The organism is Pseudomonas sp. FG36, from assembly GCF_057809275.1.
Genome location: NZ_JBMDJQ010000028.1, coordinates 18,168 through 36,013 on the forward strand (window position 1 = coordinate 18,168; position 17,846 = coordinate 36,013).

The 17,846-nt window shown below is 64.1% G+C and carries 20 protein-coding genes; 18 read left to right on the top strand and 2 right to left on the bottom strand.

The genetic code is table 11. The features are described 5' to 3' along the window. The first annotated feature begins 749 nt into the window (after positions 1-749). Genes rluC through ACODS9_RS19735 form a run of 3 tightly spaced genes read left to right on the top strand, consistent with a single transcriptional unit; the run spans position 750 to position 3,376 of the window. The gene (gene rluC, locus ACODS9_RS19725) at positions 750-1,703 is read left to right on the top strand and encodes a 23S rRNA pseudouridine(955/2504/2580) synthase RluC (protein WP_046856538.1); all 954 of its coding nucleotides are present in this window, start codon (positions 750-752) and stop codon (positions 1,701-1,703) included. A 3-nt stretch (positions 1,704-1,706) separates the two neighbouring features. Next, entirely contained in the window at positions 1,707-2,387 is a 681-nt protein-coding gene (locus tag ACODS9_RS19730) for an HAD family hydrolase (protein ID WP_489094553.1), read from the top strand. A 2-nt stretch (positions 2,388-2,389) separates the two neighbouring features. Continuing rightward, entirely contained in the window at positions 2,390-3,376 is a 987-nt protein-coding gene (locus ACODS9_RS19735; RefSeq protein ID WP_489094554.1) for a S49 family peptidase, read from the top strand. 94 nt (positions 3,377-3,470) lie between these two features. Here ACODS9_RS19735 and ACODS9_RS19740 read toward each other — a convergent pair whose 3' ends face one another. Next, positions 3,471-4,049: a Maf family protein gene (locus ACODS9_RS19740; RefSeq protein WP_489094555.1), complete on the bottom strand. Its 579-nt coding sequence runs from the start codon at positions 4,047-4,049 to the stop codon at positions 3,471-3,473. A gap of 96 nt (positions 4,050-4,145) precedes the next feature. Between ACODS9_RS19740 and ACODS9_RS19745 the strand changes: the two genes are divergently transcribed. The 12 genes from ACODS9_RS19745 (at position 4,146) to ACODS9_RS19800 (ending at position 13,985) form a co-directional block, all read left to right on the top strand. Next, entirely contained in the window at positions 4,146-4,673 is a 528-nt protein-coding gene (locus tag ACODS9_RS19745; RefSeq protein ID WP_023630499.1) for a YceD family protein, read from the top strand. A gap of 13 nt (positions 4,674-4,686) precedes the next feature. Then, the gene (gene rpmF, locus ACODS9_RS19750; protein ID WP_028690987.1) at positions 4,687-4,869 is read left to right on the top strand and encodes a 50S ribosomal protein L32; all 183 of its coding nucleotides are present in this window, start codon (positions 4,687-4,689) and stop codon (positions 4,867-4,869) included. A gap of 3 nt (positions 4,870-4,872) precedes the next feature. Then, entirely contained in the window at positions 4,873-5,883 is a 1,011-nt protein-coding gene (gene plsX / locus ACODS9_RS19755) for a phosphate acyltransferase PlsX (RefSeq protein ID WP_401110000.1), read from the top strand. A 148-nt stretch (positions 5,884-6,031) separates the two neighbouring features. Then, on the top strand, positions 6,032-6,970 hold the full coding sequence (gene fabD / locus ACODS9_RS19760) for an ACP S-malonyltransferase (RefSeq protein ID WP_401109997.1): 939 nt from the start codon (positions 6,032-6,034) through the stop codon (positions 6,968-6,970). A gap of 16 nt (positions 6,971-6,986) precedes the next feature. Further along, positions 6,987-7,727: a 3-oxoacyl-ACP reductase FabG gene (fabG, locus tag ACODS9_RS19765; RefSeq protein WP_023630496.1), complete on the top strand. Its 741-nt coding sequence runs from the start codon at positions 6,987-6,989 to the stop codon at positions 7,725-7,727. Between the two features lie 203 nt (positions 7,728-7,930). Next, entirely contained in the window at positions 7,931-8,167 is a 237-nt protein-coding gene (gene acpP, locus ACODS9_RS19770) for an acyl carrier protein (RefSeq protein ID WP_046856533.1), read from the top strand. A gap of 154 nt (positions 8,168-8,321) precedes the next feature. Next, positions 8,322-9,566 (top strand): beta-ketoacyl-ACP synthase II, encoded by a 1,245-nt coding sequence (gene fabF, locus ACODS9_RS19775; RefSeq protein WP_046856532.1) that lies wholly within the window; start codon positions 8,322-8,324, stop codon positions 9,564-9,566. Further along, positions 9,566-10,381 carry an aminodeoxychorismate lyase gene (pabC, locus tag ACODS9_RS19780; RefSeq protein ID WP_489094556.1) on the top strand — a complete coding sequence of 272 codons (816 nt, stop codon included), beginning with the start codon at positions 9,566-9,568 and terminating at the stop codon, positions 10,379-10,381. Before fabF ends, pabC begins: the two co-directional genes overlap by 1 nt. A 3-nt stretch (positions 10,382-10,384) precedes the next feature. After that, on the top strand, positions 10,385-11,560 hold the full coding sequence (mltG, locus tag ACODS9_RS19785) for an endolytic transglycosylase MltG (protein WP_401109989.1): 1,176 nt from the start codon (positions 10,385-10,387) through the stop codon (positions 11,558-11,560). Then, entirely contained in the window at positions 11,557-12,189 is a 633-nt protein-coding gene (tmk, locus tag ACODS9_RS19790) for a dTMP kinase (protein WP_401109987.1), read from the top strand. The genes mltG and tmk overlap by 4 nt, the downstream gene beginning before the upstream one ends. Then, positions 12,182-13,168 (top strand): DNA polymerase III subunit delta', encoded by a 987-nt coding sequence (locus ACODS9_RS19795; RefSeq protein ID WP_489094557.1) that lies wholly within the window; start codon positions 12,182-12,184, stop codon positions 13,166-13,168. Before tmk ends, ACODS9_RS19795 begins: the two co-directional genes overlap by 8 nt. Before the next feature lie 34 nt (positions 13,169-13,202). Then, a complete protein-coding gene (locus ACODS9_RS19800; RefSeq protein ID WP_217866730.1) occupies positions 13,203-13,985 on the top strand; it encodes a TatD family hydrolase in 783 nt (260 codons plus the stop codon). Positions 13,986-14,225: 240 nt separating this feature from the next. Here the strand turns inward: ACODS9_RS19800 and ACODS9_RS19805 are convergent, their stop codons facing one another. After that, entirely contained in the window at positions 14,226-15,359 is a 1,134-nt protein-coding gene (locus ACODS9_RS19805) for an aminotransferase class V-fold PLP-dependent enzyme (RefSeq protein WP_489094558.1), read from the bottom strand. A 73-nt stretch (positions 15,360-15,432) separates the two neighbouring features. On the opposite strand from ACODS9_RS19805, the gene ACODS9_RS19810 reads away from it, so the two are divergent. From ACODS9_RS19810 to ACODS9_RS19820, 3 genes are all read left to right on the top strand, one after another. Beyond that, positions 15,433-16,068, top strand: a complete 636-nt coding sequence (locus ACODS9_RS19810; protein ID WP_023630645.1) for a TetR/AcrR family transcriptional regulator — start codon at positions 15,433-15,435, stop codon at positions 16,066-16,068. A 129-nt stretch (positions 16,069-16,197) separates the two neighbouring features. Next, complete coding sequence (locus tag ACODS9_RS19815; RefSeq protein WP_489094559.1) at positions 16,198-17,166, top strand: GTP 3',8-cyclase MoaA; 969 nt, start codon at positions 16,198-16,200, stop codon at positions 17,164-17,166. A 66-nt stretch (positions 17,167-17,232) separates the two neighbouring features. Further along, positions 17,233-17,838 (top strand): DUF4823 domain-containing protein, encoded by a 606-nt coding sequence (locus ACODS9_RS19820; protein ID WP_489094560.1) that lies wholly within the window; start codon positions 17,233-17,235, stop codon positions 17,836-17,838. The last annotated feature ends 8 nt before the right edge of the window (positions 17,839-17,846 follow it).

The window sequence follows — 17,846 nt, forward strand, 5'->3', positions numbered from 1 at the left end:
ACACGACTTTTCATGATCGGTGCCAAGGTGCGCAAAGGGTGGCGAACCACCCCCGTGTCTGACGACGTTCGGCACCAGCCGGTTGCCCAGCCTGCCGTTGTCGCGACGACGCGTCCTGTTTTGCGGTGCCAAAAGACCTGTCGAGCTTTTCGAAGGTTATCCGAATCAATCGAGCGGGCCTGGTGCACTCAGTCAGGAGGAGGAATCAACCGGTCGTCCGTGGATGCCACGAGGGCGTCTGTTCAGGACCTTGCCCGCTCATCGCCCGTTGAGTGGGGCGCTGGGTCGGGTTCGGTGCCACACGGTCCGAAGGCTGTGCATCTCCACCCTGCACGTATCCCTGAAAATTCGGTGCTGCCGCGCGCTGAATCCGCAACGGGTTGCATTTTTCGCCAGCCCGGTTCCGGGCTGGCGCCATGACATATCCAAGGCAGGTATTTCCGAAGCATTCGCCCGAATGCGCGGAAACGACGGTGGCGGGCAGAGGTACGGCGAAAAGAAGCGGGTAAGCAGGTGAAACACCGCACTTGTCGTTTTTTTCGGTCTTCTCTACACAGCGCTGGTGGCGATTCCAGGCATTTAGTTAAACTGGCAAACGCTCCGTAGGACGGCCTCGCGTCCTCGGAATTGCGATGGTCAGGGCCGGCGTAGAGCCTGATGCCGCTGGCCTGCCGCTTTTGGCGGCGTTCGCGACTATAGCAGTTATGATTAAGTGCTTCAATTCCATAAAAAATTGTTATGATCCCGCCATGACGACCAATACCCCTCCGACTTCCGGCGTTCAGCTGATCGAAGTCGCGCCGGAGCTTGCCGGCCAACGCATCGACAATTTCCTCATCACCGCGCTCAAGGGCGTGCCCAAGACGCTGGTCTACCGCATCCTGCGCAAGGGCGAGGTGCGGGTCAACAAGGGCCGGATCAAGCCTGAGTACAAGCTGCAGGCCGGCGACATCGTGCGGGTGCCGCCGGTGCGCCTGCCTGAGCGTGACGAACCCGCGCCCGTGGCCCAGGGGCTGTTGCAGCGCCTGGAGGCTGCCATCGTCTATGAAGACAAGGCGCTGATCGTGATGAACAAGCCGGCCGGCATTGCCGTGCATGGCGGCAGCGGCCTGAGCTTCGGGGTGATCGAGGCGCTGCGCCAGTTGCGCCCCGACGCCAAGGAGCTGGAACTGGTGCACCGCCTGGACCGCGATACCTCGGGCCTGTTGATGATCGCCAAGAAGCGCAGCATGCTGCGCCACCTGCATGCCGCGCTGCGCGGCGATGGCGTGGACAAGCGCTACATGGCGCTGGTGCGCGGCCATTGGCCGACCTCGAAAAAGCAGGTCAATGCGCCGCTGCAGAAAAGCAACCTGCGCTCCGGCGAACGCATGGTCGAGGTCAATGACGAGGGCAAGGACGCGCTGACGCTGTTCCGTGTGCTGCGCCGCTTCGGCGAATTCGCCACGATTGTCGAGGCGCGGCCGATCACCGGGCGCACCCACCAGATCCGCGTGCACACCCTGCATGCCGGGCACATGATCGCCGGCGACAGCAAGTACGGCGATGAAGACTTCAGCCGCGAGATTCGCGACCTGGGTGGCAAGCGCCTGTTCCTGCACGCCTACCAGTTGACCGTGCCGCTGCCCGACGGCGGCGAGCTCAAGCTCGAGGCGCCAGTGGACGAGATGTGGGCCAAGACCATTGCGCGGTTGGCGTCCTGAGCCATGAATAAAAGTTATGACCTGCTGATCTTCGACTGGGATGGCACGCTGGCCGATTCCATCGGGCGCATTGTCGAGGCCATGAACGTGGCCGCCGGGCGTGCCGGGGAGGCCGCCAGCAGCGACGAGGCGATCAAGGGCATCATTGGCCTGGCGCTGGGGGAGGCGATCGCCACCCTGTATCCGCATCTTGAGCCGCCGCAGGTGGAAACATTCCGCCAGCATTATGCCGATGTCTACATGGCGCTGGATCATCAGCCGTCGCCGCTGTTCGACGGTGTGGTCGAGTCGCTGGCAGCGTTCCGTGCCGAGGGGTATCGTCTGGCGGTGGCCACCGGCAAGGCGCGACGCGGCCTGAATCGGGTGCTCAGGGCCAATGGCTGGGAAAGCTACTTCGACATTACCCGGGCGGCCGACGAAACCCGCGGCAAACCGCATCCGCTGATGCTCGAGGAGATTCTCGCCCACTGCCAGGTCGAACCCGGGCGGGCGCTGATGGTCGGAGATTCGGCGTTCGACCTGCAGATGGCCAGCAATGCCGGCATGCATTCGGTCGCCGTGGGCTATGGCGCCATGTCGCTGCAGGCCCTGGCCGAATTTGGTCCGCAAGTGTGCATCGAGCATTTTTCCCAGTTGCGCGAATGGCTGGCCGAGCCTGCGCAGATCAATTTCCAAGGTAGGTGAGCATGACTGACGAGTGGAAGGCACCCGAGGCCGATGAGGCTGGCGAGGAGCGCAAGAGCTGGAAGCTGCTGGAGAAGACCTTGCTGGCGGGTGTCCAGGAGCAGCGTCGGGCGCGGCGCTGGGGGATCTTCTTCAAGCTGCTGACCTTCGTTTACCTGTTCGGCATCCTGTTCCTGTTCACGCCATTGATGGATGTGGACAAGGCTGCCTCGCGCAGCGGCAGCCATACCGCGCTGGTCGAGGTGCGCGGGGTGATCGCCGATCAGGAGCCTGCCAGTGCCGACAATATCGTCAAGAGCCTGCGCGAGGCGTTCAAGGATCCGAAGACCAAGGCCGTGGTCATGCGCGTCAACAGTCCGGGCGGCAGCCCGGTGCAGGCGGGCTATGTGTACGACGAGATCCGTCGTCTGCGCGCCGAATATCCGGCCATCAAGCTGTACGCGGTGATCGCCGACCTGGGGGCCTCCGGCGCCTACTACATTGCCAGCGCGGCCGACGAGATTTATGCCGACAAGGCCAGCCTGGTCGGCTCCATCGGCGTCACCGCGGCGGGCTACGGCTTTGTCGGGGCCATGGACAAGCTGGGCGTGGAGCGGCGCACCTACACGGCGGGCGAACACAAGGCCTTCCTTGATCCGTTCTCGCCCCAGAAGCCGGAAGAAACTGCGTTCTGGCAGGGTGTGCTGGATACCACGCACCGCCAGTTCATCACCATGGTCAAGCAGGGGCGTGGCGAGCGCCTGAAAGACAAGGATCACCCTGAGTTGTTCAGCGGGCTGATCTGGTCGGGCGAGCAGGCCAAGGAGCTGGGGCTGGTGGACGGGCTGGGCAGTGCCAGCTATGTCGCCCGCGAAATCGTGGGCGAGAAGGAGCTGGTGGACTTCACCGTGCAGGAGTCGCCGTTCGATCGTTTCTCCAAGCGCATCGGTGCCAGTGTGGCGGAGCGCCTGGCGCTGTACATGGGCTTCCAGGGGCCTTCGCTGCGTTGATCTGAAGTCGGCGTGGCATTCATCGCGGGGCAAGCCCGCTCCCACGGGTCGCTCATTGGCCTGGTGGGGGCGGGCTTGCCTCGCGATTGCATTTTCAAGGCACCTGCACGCCTTCCTTGTGCAGCATGCCCACCAGCCGAATCAGCGGCAGCCCGATCAGACTCGTGGCGTCGCAGCCATGGGTGCTCTGGAACAGGCTGACCCCCAAGCCCTCCGCCTTGAAGCTGCCGGCGCAGTCCAGTGGCTGCTCGGCCGTCACGTAGCGCTCCACGCGCTCTCGATCCAGCTCGCGCATCGTCACGGTAAACGGCACGCAATCGACCTGGCAGTGGCCGGTGGCGCTGTTCAGCAGTGCCAGCCCGGTGAGGAAGGTGACTTGCTGTCCGCTGGCCTCCAACAACTGCTCGCAGGCGCGTTCGAAGGTGTGGGGCTTGCCGAGGATCTGCTCGCCCAGTACCGCCACCTGGTCAGAGCCGATGATCAGGTGGTCGGGGTGACTGGCGGCCAGGGCTTCGGCTTTCTGTCGGGCCAGGCGGCGGACCAGCTCGACGGCGGGCTCGCCATCGAGACGCCGTTCGTCAAGGTCGGGGCTCGCCCAGGTGAAGGGCAGGCGCAGGCGGGTGAGCAGTTCGCGACGGTAGGGCGAGCTGGAAGCCAGTAACAAGGGAAGCATGGTAGACTCCTGGGCAATTGCCCCGAATTCTAACATGCGAGATGGCACCTAATTTCCTTTGACAGGGAGGGGGTGCATCCCTAGAATGCTGCGCCTATGTTGAATGACCCGATTCCACCTCACGTTGACCCGCGCAAATTGGCTGATCGTGGCGTAACCCTCGAAGGTTCGCTGCAACTCGCTGATTTGGAAAGACTCTGCGACCCGCTTTCCGACAATGTCGGTACGGTGCAGGCGAAGTTCGATTTTGAACGAGATGAACAGCACGTGGTGGTTATCCACAGCGCGCTGGATGTCGAAGTCAAGATGGTTTGCCAGCGTTGTCTTGAGCTGGTCACCCTGCCGATCCACAGCGAATGTACGTACGCCGTGGTGAAGGAGGGTGCGAACACCCAGTCGTTGCCGAAAGGCTATGACGTGCTGGAACTGGGCGAAGATCCATTGGATCTGCAGGCGCTGGTCGAGGAAGAGCTTTTGCTTGCCCTGCCAATTGTGCCTGCTCATCATCCGGAAGAATGCCAGCAGCCGGCGGGACTCGATGAGCCCGAGCCGAGCAAGGACGAGGTATCGCGGTCCAACCCGTTCAGTGTATTGGCGCAGTTAAAGCGTGACCCAAACGTTTAGGAGTTAATCAATTATGGCTGTTCAGCAGAACAAAAAATCCCGCTCTGCCCGTGACATGCGCCGTTCGCACGACGCTCTGTCGGCAGAAGCTCTGTCGGTAGAGAAGAGCACCGGTGAAGTACACCTGCGTCACCACGTTTCGCCAGAAGGCGTATACCGTGGTCGCAAAGTGATCGACAAGGGCGCTGACGAGTAATCCTTGTCCGCTCAGATCATCGCGATCGACGCAATGGGCGGGGACTTCGGTCCCCGCAGCATTGTCCAGGCTAGCATTGCCTGCCTATCGGCTACCCCCTCGCTGCACCTGACCCTCGTCGGTCAACCCTCCCTCCTTGAAGATCTTGTCGGCGGCCTTGCGGCTGCGGATCGCGCGCGCCTGCAGATTGTCGCGGCCAGCGAAGTGATCGGCATGGACGAGCGGCCATCGCAGGCGTTGCGGGGCAAGCCGGACTCGTCGATGCGCATCGCCCTCGAACTGGTGCGTGATGGCAAGGCCCAGGCCTGCGTGAGTGCCGGCAATACCGGCGCGCTCATGGCCTTGTCGCGTTTCGTGCTCAAGACCTTGCCCGGTATCGATCGCCCGGCGATGGTGGCGGCGATCCCGACCCAGGCCGGCTACTGCCAGTTGCTTGATCTCGGCGCCAACGTCGACTGCAGCGCGGAAAACCTCTACCAGTTCGCCGTGATGGGCTCGGTGGCCGCCCAGGCGCTGGGCGTGCATCGGCCGCGGGTGGCGTTGCTCAATATCGGTACCGAGGACATCAAGGGCAATCAGCAGGTCAAGCTGGCCGCCAGCCTGTTGCAGAACGCCCGGGGGCTGAACTACATCGGCTTCGTCGAGGGTGACGGGCTGTACCGTGGCGAGGCGGACGTGGTGGTGTGCGACGGCTTTGTCGGCAATATCCTGCTCAAGTCCAGCGAAGGCCTGGCGACCATGATCGGTGCGCGCATCGAGGCGTTGTTCCGTGGCGGGCTGTTGGCGCGGGTGGCGGGGGCCATGGCCATGCCGTTGCTCAAGCGCCTGCAGGCCGACCTGGCGCCGGCGCGACATAATGGCGCAAGCTTCCTGGGGTTGCAGGGCATCGTCATCAAGAGCCATGGCTCGGCGGGTGTGCAGGGTTTGCAGAGCGCGATCCAGCGGGCGCTGATCGAGATCCAGGAGAACCTGCCGCAACGCCTGCACGGGCGTCTTGAAGACCTGTTGCCGTGATGCGGCCAAAACAGGTCTTAGGCATATCCGCGATGAAGTGCTTAAATGTGACCGCTTGGTCCGCCGTTCCATCCAAGCTTTCAGATTGCGCGTCTGGCCCGCGGCCTGGCGCACCCTATCCGACGACAAGATCATAAGGGCTTGTTCAATGTCTGCATCCCTCGCATTCGTCTTTCCTGGTCAAGGTTCCCAGTCGCTGGGCATGCTCGCAGAGCTGGGCGCCGAAAAACCGGTAATCGTCGAGACCTTCAAGGAAGCGTCCGAGGCCCTGGGCTACGACCTGTGGAAACTGGTCCAGGAAGGCCCGGAAGAACAACTCAACCAGACCGACAAGACCCAGCCGGCCATTCTGACCGCCTCCATCGCCTTGTGGCGCCTGTGGCTGGACGAGGGCGGTGCGCAACCGGCCTTCGTCGCCGGGCACAGCCTGGGTGAATACAGCGCCCTGGTCGCCGCTGGCAGCCTGTCGCTGAAAGATGCCGTGCGCCTGGTCGAGCGCCGTGGCCAGCTGATGCAGGAGGCCGTGCCTGCCGGCCATGGTGCCATGGCCGCCATCCTTGGCCTGGACGACGCCGTGGTGGTCGAGATTTGCGCCGAAGCCGCCGAAGATGAAGTGGTCAGCGCGGTGAACTTCAACTCGCCGGGCCAGGTGGTCATCGCCGGCAACAAGGCTGCGGTCGATCGTGCCATCGAGCTGTGCAAGGCCAAGGGCGCCAAGCGTGCCCTGCCATTGGCGGTCAGCGTGCCATCGCACTGCGCCCTGATGAAGCCGGCCGCCGAGCGCTTCGCCGAGTCGGTCAACGCCATCGAATGGAAAGCGCCGCAGATCCCGGTGGTGCAGAACGTCACCGCGGCGATCGCCGCCGACCTCGATGCCCTCAAGCAGGACCTGCTGGCGCAGCTGTACCAGCCGGTACGCTGGGTCGAGTGCGTGCAGGCCCTGGCCGAGCGCGGTGCGGTGAACCTGGTCGAATGCGGCCCGGGCAAGGTCCTGGCTGGCCTGAACAAGCGTTGCGCCGAAGGCGTGACCACCTACAACCTCAACACCCCAGACGCTGTCGCCGCCACCCGTGCGGCGCTGGCCTGAATTCGGAGAAGCTTGCATGAGCCTGCAAGGTAAAGTTGCACTGGTCACCGGCGCCAGCCGTGGTATCGGCCAGGCCATCGCCCTCGAACTGGGCCGCCAGGGCGCGACCGTGATCGGTACCGCCACCACCGCTTCCGGTGCCGAGCGTATCGCCGCCACCCTGAAGGAGCACGGCATCAACGGCACCGGCCTTGAGCTGAACGTCACCAGCGCCGAGTCCGTGGATGCGGTGCTGGGCGCCATCGGCGAGCAGTTCGGCGCGCCGGCCATCCTGGTCAACAACGCCGGTATCACCCGCGACAACCTGATGCTGCGCATGAAGGATGATGAGTGGTTCGATGTGATCGACACCAACCTCAACAGCCTCTACCGTCTGTCCAAGGGCGTGCTGCGTGGCATGACCAAGGCCCGTTGGGGTCGTATCATCAGCATCGGTTCGGTGGTGGGTGCCATGGGCAACGCCGGCCAGGCCAACTATGCTGCCGCCAAGGCCGGCCTGGAAGGCTTCAGCCGTGCCCTGGCCCGTGAAGTGGGTTCGCGTGGCATCACCGTCAATTCGGTGACCCCAGGCTTCATCGACACCGACATGACCCGTGAGCTGCCAGAAGCGCAGCGCGAGGCCCTGCAGAAGGAAATTCCGCTGGGCCGCCTGGGCCAGGCCGAGGAAATCGCGAAAGTGGTTTCCTTCCTGGCTTCCGACGGCGCAGCCTATGTCACCGGCGCCACCGTGCCGGTGAACGGCGGGATGTACATGTAAAACCGCAACTCAATGTGACGGATTGCTTCAAAAAAGAGTCATACTCCGAGCCTAAAATCCGTTATAAAGCTGCAACCAGATTCCGGGCAGAGGGCCCGGTGACTTGGTGGAAGGCGCGTTACGCTTGAAAAGCAGGCGTCTTCCTATAAACTTGGTCACCGGCCAGCTGCCTGACATATGTCCATTAGGAGTGAAAACTAGGTATGAGCACCATCGAAGAACGCGTCAAGAAAATCGTCGCCGAGCAACTGGGCGTCAAGGCTGAGGAAGTCAAGAACGAATCTTCCTTCGTTGAGGACCTGGGTGCCGATTCGCTTGACACTGTTGAGCTGGTGATGGCTCTGGAAGAGGAATTCGAGACCGAAATCCCTGACGAAGAAGCCGAGAAGATCACTACCGTTCAAGCTGCCATCGACTACGTCAACGCCCACCAGGCCTAAGACGCTGTAGTCGACGCTTCTTGTCGGGAAAAACCGCACTGCCTTTGCCGGCGTGCGGTTTTTTCTTTGCGAGAGCCGGGGTTTGCTGCCATTCCATTCGCCATGGCAAGTGCACTGGCAAGAGACTCTGTTATTTGGAAATGAGGAGAGTACTGTGTCGCGTAGACGCGTCGTGGTCACTGGTATGGGTATGCTGTCGCCACTGGGTACCGATGTACCGAGCACCTGGCAGGGCATTCTGGCTGGCCGCAGTGGCATTGGTCCGATCGAGCATACGGATCTGTCTGCCTACTCCACCCGTTTTGGCGGCTCGGTGAAGGGCTTCGAAGTCGAGCAGTACCTGTCGGCCAAGGAGGCCCGCAAGCTCGACCTGTTCATTCAGTATGGCCTGGCGGCCGGTTTCCAGGCGGTGCGCAATGCCGGGCTGGAAGTCACCGATGCCAACCGTGAACGCATCGGCGTGGCCATGGGTTCGGGGATCGGCGGCCTGACCAACATCGAGGAAACCAGCCGTACCCTGCATGAGCAGGGGCCGCGGCGGATTTCGCCGTTCTTCGTGCCGGGCTCGATCATCAACATGATCTCCGGCTTCCTGTCGATCCACCTGGGTCTGCAGGGTCCGAACTATGCAATCGCCACTGCCTGCACCACGGGCACCCACTGCATCGGCATGGCCGCGCGCAACATTGCCTACGGCGAAGCCGACGTGATGATCGCCGGTGGCGCCGAGATGGCCGCCTGCGGCCTGGGCATGGGCGGCTTTGGCGCGTCCCGCGCGCTGTCGACCCGCAATGACGAGCCGACCCGTGCCAGCCGTCCGTGGGACAAGGGCCGTGACGGCTTCGTGCTGTCCGATGGCGCCGGCGCCCTGGTGCTCGAAGAGCTGGAGCACGCCAAGGCCCGCGGCGCGACCATCTACGCCGAGCTGGTTGGTTTCGGCATGAGCGGTGACGCCTACCACATGACTTCGCCACCCGATTCCGGCGAAGGCGCTGCCCGTTGCATGGCCAACGCCCTGCGCGATGCCGGTATCCAGCCGCAAGAGGTCAGCTATATCAACGCCCACGGCACCTCGACGCCGGCTGGCGACGTGGCTGAAGTGGCTGCGATCAAGCGGGTGTTCGGCGAGCATGCCTACAAGCTGGCAGTGAGTTCGACCAAGTCGATGACTGGCCACCTGCTCGGCGCCGCTGGTGCTGTGGAGGCGATCTTCAGCGTCCTGGCGATCAACAGCCAGATGGCGCCGCCGACCATCAACCTGGATGAGCCGGACGAAGGCTGCGACCTGGACTTCGTGCCGCACCAGGCGCGTAGCATGCCGATCGACGTGGTGCTGTCCAACTCCTTCGGCTTTGGCGGTACCAACGGTTCGCTGGTGTTCCGCCGGTTCGCCGGCTGATGCTCAGCTGGATCGATGGCCAGGACGCGGCTGCGGTCAATCTGCAGAACCGTGGCCTGGCCTACGGCGATGGCCTGTTCGAGACCATCGCCGTGCGCGGCGGCAGGCCCAGCCTGCTCGCGCAGCATCTCGACCGCCTGGCGCTGGGGTGCCAGCGCCTGGCGATCGAAGCCGACCTGATGCTGGTTCGCAATGAACTGTTGCAATTCGCCCGGCAACTGGGCGAAGGCGTTGCCAAGCTGATCCTGACCCGTGGCGACAGCCAGCGCGGCTATGCCCCGCTGGCCGGCGCGCGGGCGCGGCGTATCCTGCAAGGCGGCCCCTTGCCGGCCTACCCGGTGCAGCATGCCGAGGTCGGCGTGCGGCTGTTCCCCTGTGAGACGCGCCTTGCGGAACAACCGCTGCTGGCCGGGCTCAAACACCTCAACCGCCTCGAGCAGGTGCTGGCCCGTGCCGAATGGCAGGACAGCGCGTTTGCCGAAGGCTTGATGCGTGACGGCCAAGGGCGGGTGATCGAAGGGGTGTACAGCAACCTGTTCCTGGTGCGTGACGGCGTATTGTTTACCGCCGACCTGAGCCGTTGCGGTGTGGCCGGGGTGATGCGCGCGGCATTGCTGCAGCAGGCTGCGCTGCTGGGTATCCCCACGCAGGTGCGGGACTTGCCGATGGAGGCTTTGGAGCAGGCCGACGAGGTATTCGTCTGCAACAGTGTCTACGGCATCTGGCCCGTGCGTGAATTCGCCGCGCTGAACTGGCCGGCAGGGCCGCTCACCCGTAAACTGCAGGCCGTTGCCCGTACGTTACTGGATACCTGATTCGTGAGACGCAAATTCCTGCTGCTGCTGGAAATGAGCTTGATCCTCGCCGGCCTGGCATTGGGCTGGGCCGCCTGGAAGGTCAACTCGGTCCTGGAGCAGCCGCTGCAAGTGGCACAGGAGCGCATGCTCGACGTGCCCAATGGCACGACGCCAAACCGCATGTTCTACCGGATGCAGGGCGAAGGCCTGCTTGATGACCCGCTGTGGCTACGCCTGTACTGGCGCTTCAACATGGCCGGCACGGCGCTGCACACCGGTGAATACCGCCTGACCCCGGGCATGACCGTGGGGCAGTTGTTCGATGCCTGGAAGCGTGGCGATGTGGTGCAGTACAACCTCACCCTGGTCGAGGGCTGGACGTTCCGCCAGGTGCGCGCCGCGGTGGCGAAGCATGAAAAGCTCAAGCACACCCTCGAAGGCCTGTCCGATACCGAGGTGATGGACAAGCTTGGTCATACCGGCGTGTTCCCCGAGGGCCGTTTCTTCCCTGACACCTATCGCTTCGTGCGCGGCATGAGCGATGTCGAGTTGTTGCAGCAGGCCTACATGCGCCTGGACGAAGTGCTGGCCAAGGAGTGGGCCGAGCGCAGCACCGACCTGCCGTATCGCGACCCGTACCAGGCGCTGATCATGGCCTCGCTGGTGGAGAAGGAAACCGGCATTCCGCAGGAGCGCGGGCAGATCGCCGGGGTGTTCGTGCGGCGCATGCGCCTGGGCATGATGCTGCAGACCGACCCCACCGTGATCTACGGCATGGGTGAGCGCTACAACGGCAAGATCACCCGCGCCGACCTGCGTGAGCCGACGCCCTACAACACCTACACCATGACCGGCCTGCCGCCGACGCCGATCGCCATGGTCGGGCGCGAGGCAATCCACGCCGCGCTGAACCCAAGCGATGGCTCGAGCTTGTACTTCGTCGCCCGTGGCGACGGCAGCCATGTGTTCTCCGATGACCTGGACGATCACAACAGCGCGGTGCGCGAGTTCCAGATCAAGCGGCGGGCGGATTACCGTTCGAGCCCTGCGCCGCAGGCTGAACCAGCGACGTCCGAACCGCAGACGACGCCTGACGCGGCCCCTGCGCCCGCACCTGAAAGCGACGCGCCGGCCCCCACCGATGAATCCGCGCCGGCTGATACGTCGGTGCCAGAAGACCCTAAGGAACGCTCGTGAGCGGCTTGTTTATCACCCTGGAAGGCCCCGAAGGCGCGGGCAAGAGCACCAATCGTGAGTATCTGGCGGCGCGCCTGCGCGAGCAGGGCGTCGATGTGGTCATGACCCGCGAACCCGGCGGCACGCCGTTGGCCGAGCGCATCCGCGAACTGCTGCTGGCGCCGAGCGAGGAGCGCATGGCGGTCGACACCGAGCTGCTGCTGATGTTCGCCGCCCGCGCCCAGCACCTGGCCGAAGTGATCCGCCCGGCGCTGGCCCGTGATGCCGTGGTGCTGTGCGATCGGTTCACCGACGCCACCTACGCCTACCAGGGCGGCGGCCGCGGTCTTTCGGTAGAGCGTATCGCCATCCTGGAGAGCTTCGTGCAGGGCGAGCTGCGCCCGGACCTCACCCTGGTCTTCGACCTGCCCGTGGAGGTCGGCCTGGCCCGCGCTGCGGCCCGTGGCCGGCTGGATCGCTTCGAGCAGGAGGGCCAGGCCTTCTTCGAGGCGGTGCGCCAGGCCTACCTGCAGCGCGCAGGCCAGCAGCCACAGCGCTATCGCCTGCTGGACGCCGCGCAGCCCTTGAGCGCGGTGCAACAGGCCATCGACGCCCTGGTGCCGGGCATCCTGGAGCGTTGCCGTGGCTGAGGCCTACCCCTGGCAGCAGGCGCTCTGGCAGCAACTGGCCGGGCGTGCCCAGCACGCCCACGCCTACCTGCTGCACGGCCCCCAGGGCATCGGCAAGCGGGCCCTGGCCGAACGCCTGATGGCGCGGCTGTTGTGCCAGCAGCCACAGGGCCTGGATGCCTGCGGCCAGTGCAAGGCGTGCCTGTTGCTCAAGGCCGGCAGCCACCCGGACAACTTCGTGCTGGAGCCGGAGGAGGCCGACAAGCCGATCAAGATCGACCAGGTGCGTGAGCTGGTGTCGTTCGTGGTGCAGACCGCCCAGCAGGGTGGGCGCAAGGTGGTGCTGATCGAGCCGGTGGAGGCGATGAACATCAATGCCTCCAACGCCTTGCTCAAAAGCCTGGAGGAGCCCTCTGGCGATACCGTGCTGTTGCTGGTCAGCCACCAGCCCAGCCGCCTGCTGCCGACCATCAAGAGTCGCTGCCAGCAGGTCGCCTGCCCGCAGCCAAGCCTGGAGCAGAGCCGTGCCTGGCTGGTCGGCGCGCTCGAAGGCAGCGACGAACAGGAGCGCGAAGAGCTGCTGACCTTGGCCGCGGGTTCGCCGCTGATGGCGGTCAGCCTGCAGGCCCAGGGCGTGCGTGAGCAGCGGGCGCTGGTTACCGAAGGGGTGAAGAAGCTGCTCAAGCAGCAGCAGTCGCCTACCCAGCTGGCCGAAGCCTGGAACACGGTGCCCCTGTTGCTGCTGTTCGACTGGTTCTGCGACTGGTCGCACTTGATCCTGCGTTATCAGTTGACCCAGGACGAAGAGGGTTTAGGCTTGCCCGACATGCGCAAGGTGTTGCAGTACCTGGCGCAGAAGAGCCGGCAGGCCAAGGTGCTCGAGGTCCAGGCGTGGATTCTCGAGCAGCGCCAGAAGGTGCTGGGCAAGGCCAACCTCAATCGTGTACTGCTGCTCGAAGCGTTGCTCGCCCACTGGGTGCAGCTGCCGGGCATGCGTTGATTTCCACCGCTCCCCTAATGTGTGTCGTGTTCCCATGCTCGTAGATTCCCATTGCCACCTCGACCGTCTCGATCTCAGTGCCCACCAGGGTTCCCTCGACGCCGCCCTGCAGGCGGCCCGCGAGCGTGGGGTGGGGCATTTCCTGTGCATTGGCGTCAGTGCCGAGAATGCTGGTGCGGTCAAGGCGTTGAGCGAGCGTTACGCCGATGTCGACTGCTCGGTGGGCGTGCACCCGCTCGACCTGGCGCCCGGTGAGACGCCGGCCCTGGAGTGGCTGTTGCGCGAGCTGGCCCACCCGCACGTGGTGGCCATTGGTGAAACGGGCCTGGACTACCACTACGAGCCGGAAGCCGCCGAGTTGCAGCAGGCTTCGTTCCGCCTGCACCTGGAAGCCTCCCGGCAGACCGGCAAGCCGGTCATCGTCCACACCCGTGCGGCCCGCGAGGACACCCTGGCGCTGCTGCGCGAGGCCAGCCTGCCTCAGGCCGGTGTGCTGCATTGCTTCACCGAGGACTGGCCGATGGCCAAGGCCGCGCTGGACCTGGGCTATTACATCTCGTTGTCCGGCATCGTCACCTTCCGCAATGCCGATGCCCTGCGCGAGGTGGCCCGGCAGGTGCCGGTGGACCGCCTGCTGGTGGAGACCGACTCGCCGTACCTGGCGCCGATCCCGCACCGCGGCAAGCCGAACCTGCCGCAGTACGTGCGGGAAGTGGCCGAGTACGTGGCGTCGTTGCGCGGTGTGAGCTATGAGCAGCTGGCCGGGCAGACCACCGAGAACTTCAAGCGCTTGTTCCCGCTGGCGCGGGTGGCCTGAGAATTTCGCCCCAAAGCTTGAGGCCCGGACAAAAAAAACCCGGGTTCTGGGGGGGGAATCCGGGTTAAGACCATTAGGAGTAAAACAAAGGTACACGGTCCCTGGGCACCTTTATCGGCGCGCCACTTGGGGGGGGGTGCCGCGCCAACACTTCAAGTATTGGCCAGGATTGGCGCGCTGCCAGCGGCTGTTGATCGTTTTTTAAACAGATTTGGAATACGTGCGCAGCCCCTTGCGCGATCAATGCATTGCCAATTGGCGAACCTGGCGCAGTACTTCGTCGATCAGGCGCTGGTCGGTATAGAAATGTGGGGAAAATCGCACGCCAGGACCGCGCAGGGCGCAAATCACCCCCTGGCTGCCCAAGGCTCGATAAATGTCGGCGTTGGCGTGGCCATCGATGTTGAAGCTGATGATCCCTGCTCGCCGTGAAGAATCAGCCGGGCTGTGCACCTGTACGCCGGGGATCGCCAGTAAACCTTGATGCAGTTGCTCGACCCGCAGCCCCAACTGTTCGGCGACCACTGCCATGCCCACATCTTCCAGCAGTGACAGGCTCGCTTCCAGCGCGCAGGCGCCGAGCATGTTCGGACTGCCGCATTCGAAGCGCCGCGCGCTGCGTGCCGGTTGCCACTCGCGGCGCTCGAAGTCGCCGAGGTGTTCCAGCATGTGCCAGCCGTAGGCGTGCAGTTTCAACTGTCTGCGCAGTTCGCTACGGCAATAGAACACGCCCAGCCCCTCTGGGCCGAGCATCCACTTGTGGCCGTCGGCCATGGCGAAGTCGCACTGATAACGCTGTACATCGAAGGGCAGGGCGCCCACCTGCTGGATGGCGTCGATGCACAACAGCACGCCGCGCTGGCGGCAGGCGGCGCCGAGGCGTGCCAGGTCCAGGCGCAGGCCGCTGGCAAACTGCACGGCGCTGACCGAGAGCAGTCGCGCCCGTGGACCGCAGGCGGCGAGCAGCGCCGCTTCCGGGTCGGCGCCGGCCAGGCTCGCTTCAACCACCTCGACCCCACGGTCGGCCAGCGCCTGCCAGACCACGCGGTTGGAGGGGAACTCCTCGTCGCTGATGACGACCTGGTCGCCGGGCTGCCAGTCCAGGCCGAAGGCCACCAGCGACAGCGCCTGCGAGGTGTTGCCCACCAGGGCGATATCACCGCTGGTGGGGGCATTGAGCAGGCGTGCCAGGCGTTCGCGCAGGCGTCGCTCGGTGGCCAGCCAGGCCGGATAACCGCTGGCACCCAGGCGTACATTGTCACGGGCGAAGCTTGCCACGGCCTCGGCGGCCCGGCGTGGCCAGGGGCCGATTGCCGCGTGGTTCAGGTAACACAGGCCCGGGGCCTGCTCGAACTCATCAAGAAACACAGACATGGTTGGAAGATCCGTGCATTTTGCCGCCAGTTAGGCATAATAATCCGCTTCGATTGTCATCCCAGTCCTTCTTATGCAGAAAGAACCTCGCAAGGTCCGTGAGTTTCGCCGTCGCGAACAAGAGATCCTCGACACGGCGCTCAAGCTGTTTCTCGAACAAGGTGAAGACAGTGTCACCGTCGAGATGATCGCCGACGCCGTGGGCATCGGCAAAGGCACGATCTACAAGCACTTCAAGTCCAAGGCGGAGATCTACCTGCGCCTGATGCTCGACTACGAGCGCGACCTGAACGCGCTGCTGCACTCGGCTGACGTCGACCGTGACAAGGAGGCCCTGTCGCGCGCCTACTTCGAGTTCCGCATGCGTGACCCGCAGCGTTACCGGCTGTTCGACCGCCTGGAAGAAAAGGTGGTCAAGGGCAACCAGGTGCCGGAAATGGTCGAGCAGTTACACAGCATCCGTGCCTCCAACTTCGACCGCCTCACGCAATTGATCAAGGGACGCATCAGCGAGGGCAAGCTCGAGGACGTGCCGCCTTACTTCCATTATTGCGCGGCCTGGGCCCTGGTCCATGGCGCCGTGGCGCTGTATCACTCGCCGTTCTGGAGCAACGTGCTCGAGGACCAGGAGGGCTTCTTCCAGTTCCTCATGGACATCGGCGTGCGCATGGGCAACAAGCGCAAGCGCGATCCGGAAGGCGCGAACTAAAGGCGTTCCCCCGATGCCTGTCGACCTTCGCCAGGCATCCTCGCTTCAAGGCTTCGACAGGAAGGCTTGCAAAAACCTGATTTTTGAGTCAGGTTTTGCCGGCCCGATTCATCCATGCCGGAGTCATCCATGATCGTCGATCGTCAAGGCAGGCGCTTTCGCAACCTGCGCGTCAGCCTGACTGCTGCCTGCAACTATGCCTGCACCTACTGCGTGCCTGACGGCAAGCGCCTGGTGGCGGCGCAGGACGAGCTCACGGCGGATGCCCTGGCCCGGGGCGTGGCGTACCTGGTCGAGGCGGCCGGGGTGGAGCGGCTGCGCATTACCGGTGGCGAGCCGCTGGTGAGCCCGCGCCTGGAGGCCTTCCTCGGCGCGGTGGCCGGGCTGGGGCTCGAGGACATCAGCCTGACCACCAACGGCCAGTTGCTCGCCCGCAAGCTCCCGCTGCTGCGTGACGCAGGTATCCGCCGGCTCAATGTCTCGCTCGACACCCTCGATGCCACGGCCTTTCGCCGCATCGCCCGCGGCGGCGACCTGGCCAGCGTGCTGGCGGGCATGGCCCAGGCCAGTGACGCGGGGATGGCGATCAAGGTCAACATGGTGCCCATGCGCGGGCAGAATCTCGACCAGGTGCTGCCGCTGCTCGACTACTGCCTCGAGCGCGGCTACGAGCTGCGTTTCATCGAGCTGATGCGCATGGGCCACCTGGCGCGTGATGGCAACGCCTTCCTGCAGCAGTTCGTAGGCCTGGAACAACTGCTGGCACTGATCGGGCAGTCCCATGCCTACGAACAGGCGCCACGCCCGCTGGATGCCACTGCCTTGCGCTATCGCATTCCCGGCAAAGGTCATTTCGGGGTGATCGCCAACGAGAGCGTGCCATTCTGTCGCAGTTGCTCGCGCCTGCGCCTGTCGTCCACCGGCTGGCTGCATGGTTGCCTGTCGTCGAGTAACCGTCATTTTGTCGGTGAACTGCTCGACAAGCCCCGTCATCAAGCGCTTCCGGCATTGCAGCGGTTATTGGTGAAGGCCCTGGCGGACAAGCAGGATGTGGCATTTTCCGGTGATGTGATGGTGATGAAGGTGATCGGCGGCTGACTCTGGCGCAAAAGCTGCATCCTGCGGCTATTCGCCGGTTTTTCGTCACCGGTTTCTGGAGGAAAGATGCGTAGCCTGGTCTTGCTGCTGGCGCTGATGGCGTTGAGCGGCTGCATGAATGTCAGCGATATGGGCGAGGGCGTCCGTTACCACATGAGTGATGCGGGTCTGCTGGATCACAGCGACACCACTCGTACCCTGTCGATCCGCTTGCAGCCGGACTCGTTCATCTTCATCGGCCAGGGCGCCTTCGTGCCACCGGGCAAGGGGCCGGTACCACGGCAGAACGCAGTGGCCGAGGAGGCCTTCAAGAGTTTCGTCGAGTACTTCCCGCTGGTGCGCCGTGCCCAAGGCCCCCTGGGGCTTGAGGACGCGATCGCCGAGGCCCGTTCGGTCGGCGCCGATTACGTGCTGTACACCCGTTTCGCCCGCACCGACGACCGTATCGGCAACGGTGACGAATGGTATGACGAGCAGGCAGTCGATCGCCTGGGCTGGGACCGTGGCGTGGTACAGATGATGCTGATCGAGACCAGCACCCGTTATCTGATCGATACGGCCCGGATCAAGAGTCGCGGCGGTTTGTTGACGTTCCACGACAACACACCACAGGATTTGCTTGCCGCGCCAATGCGCGAGTACGCTCGTAGCCTCCTGGGCATGAGCAACTGAGCGAGCGA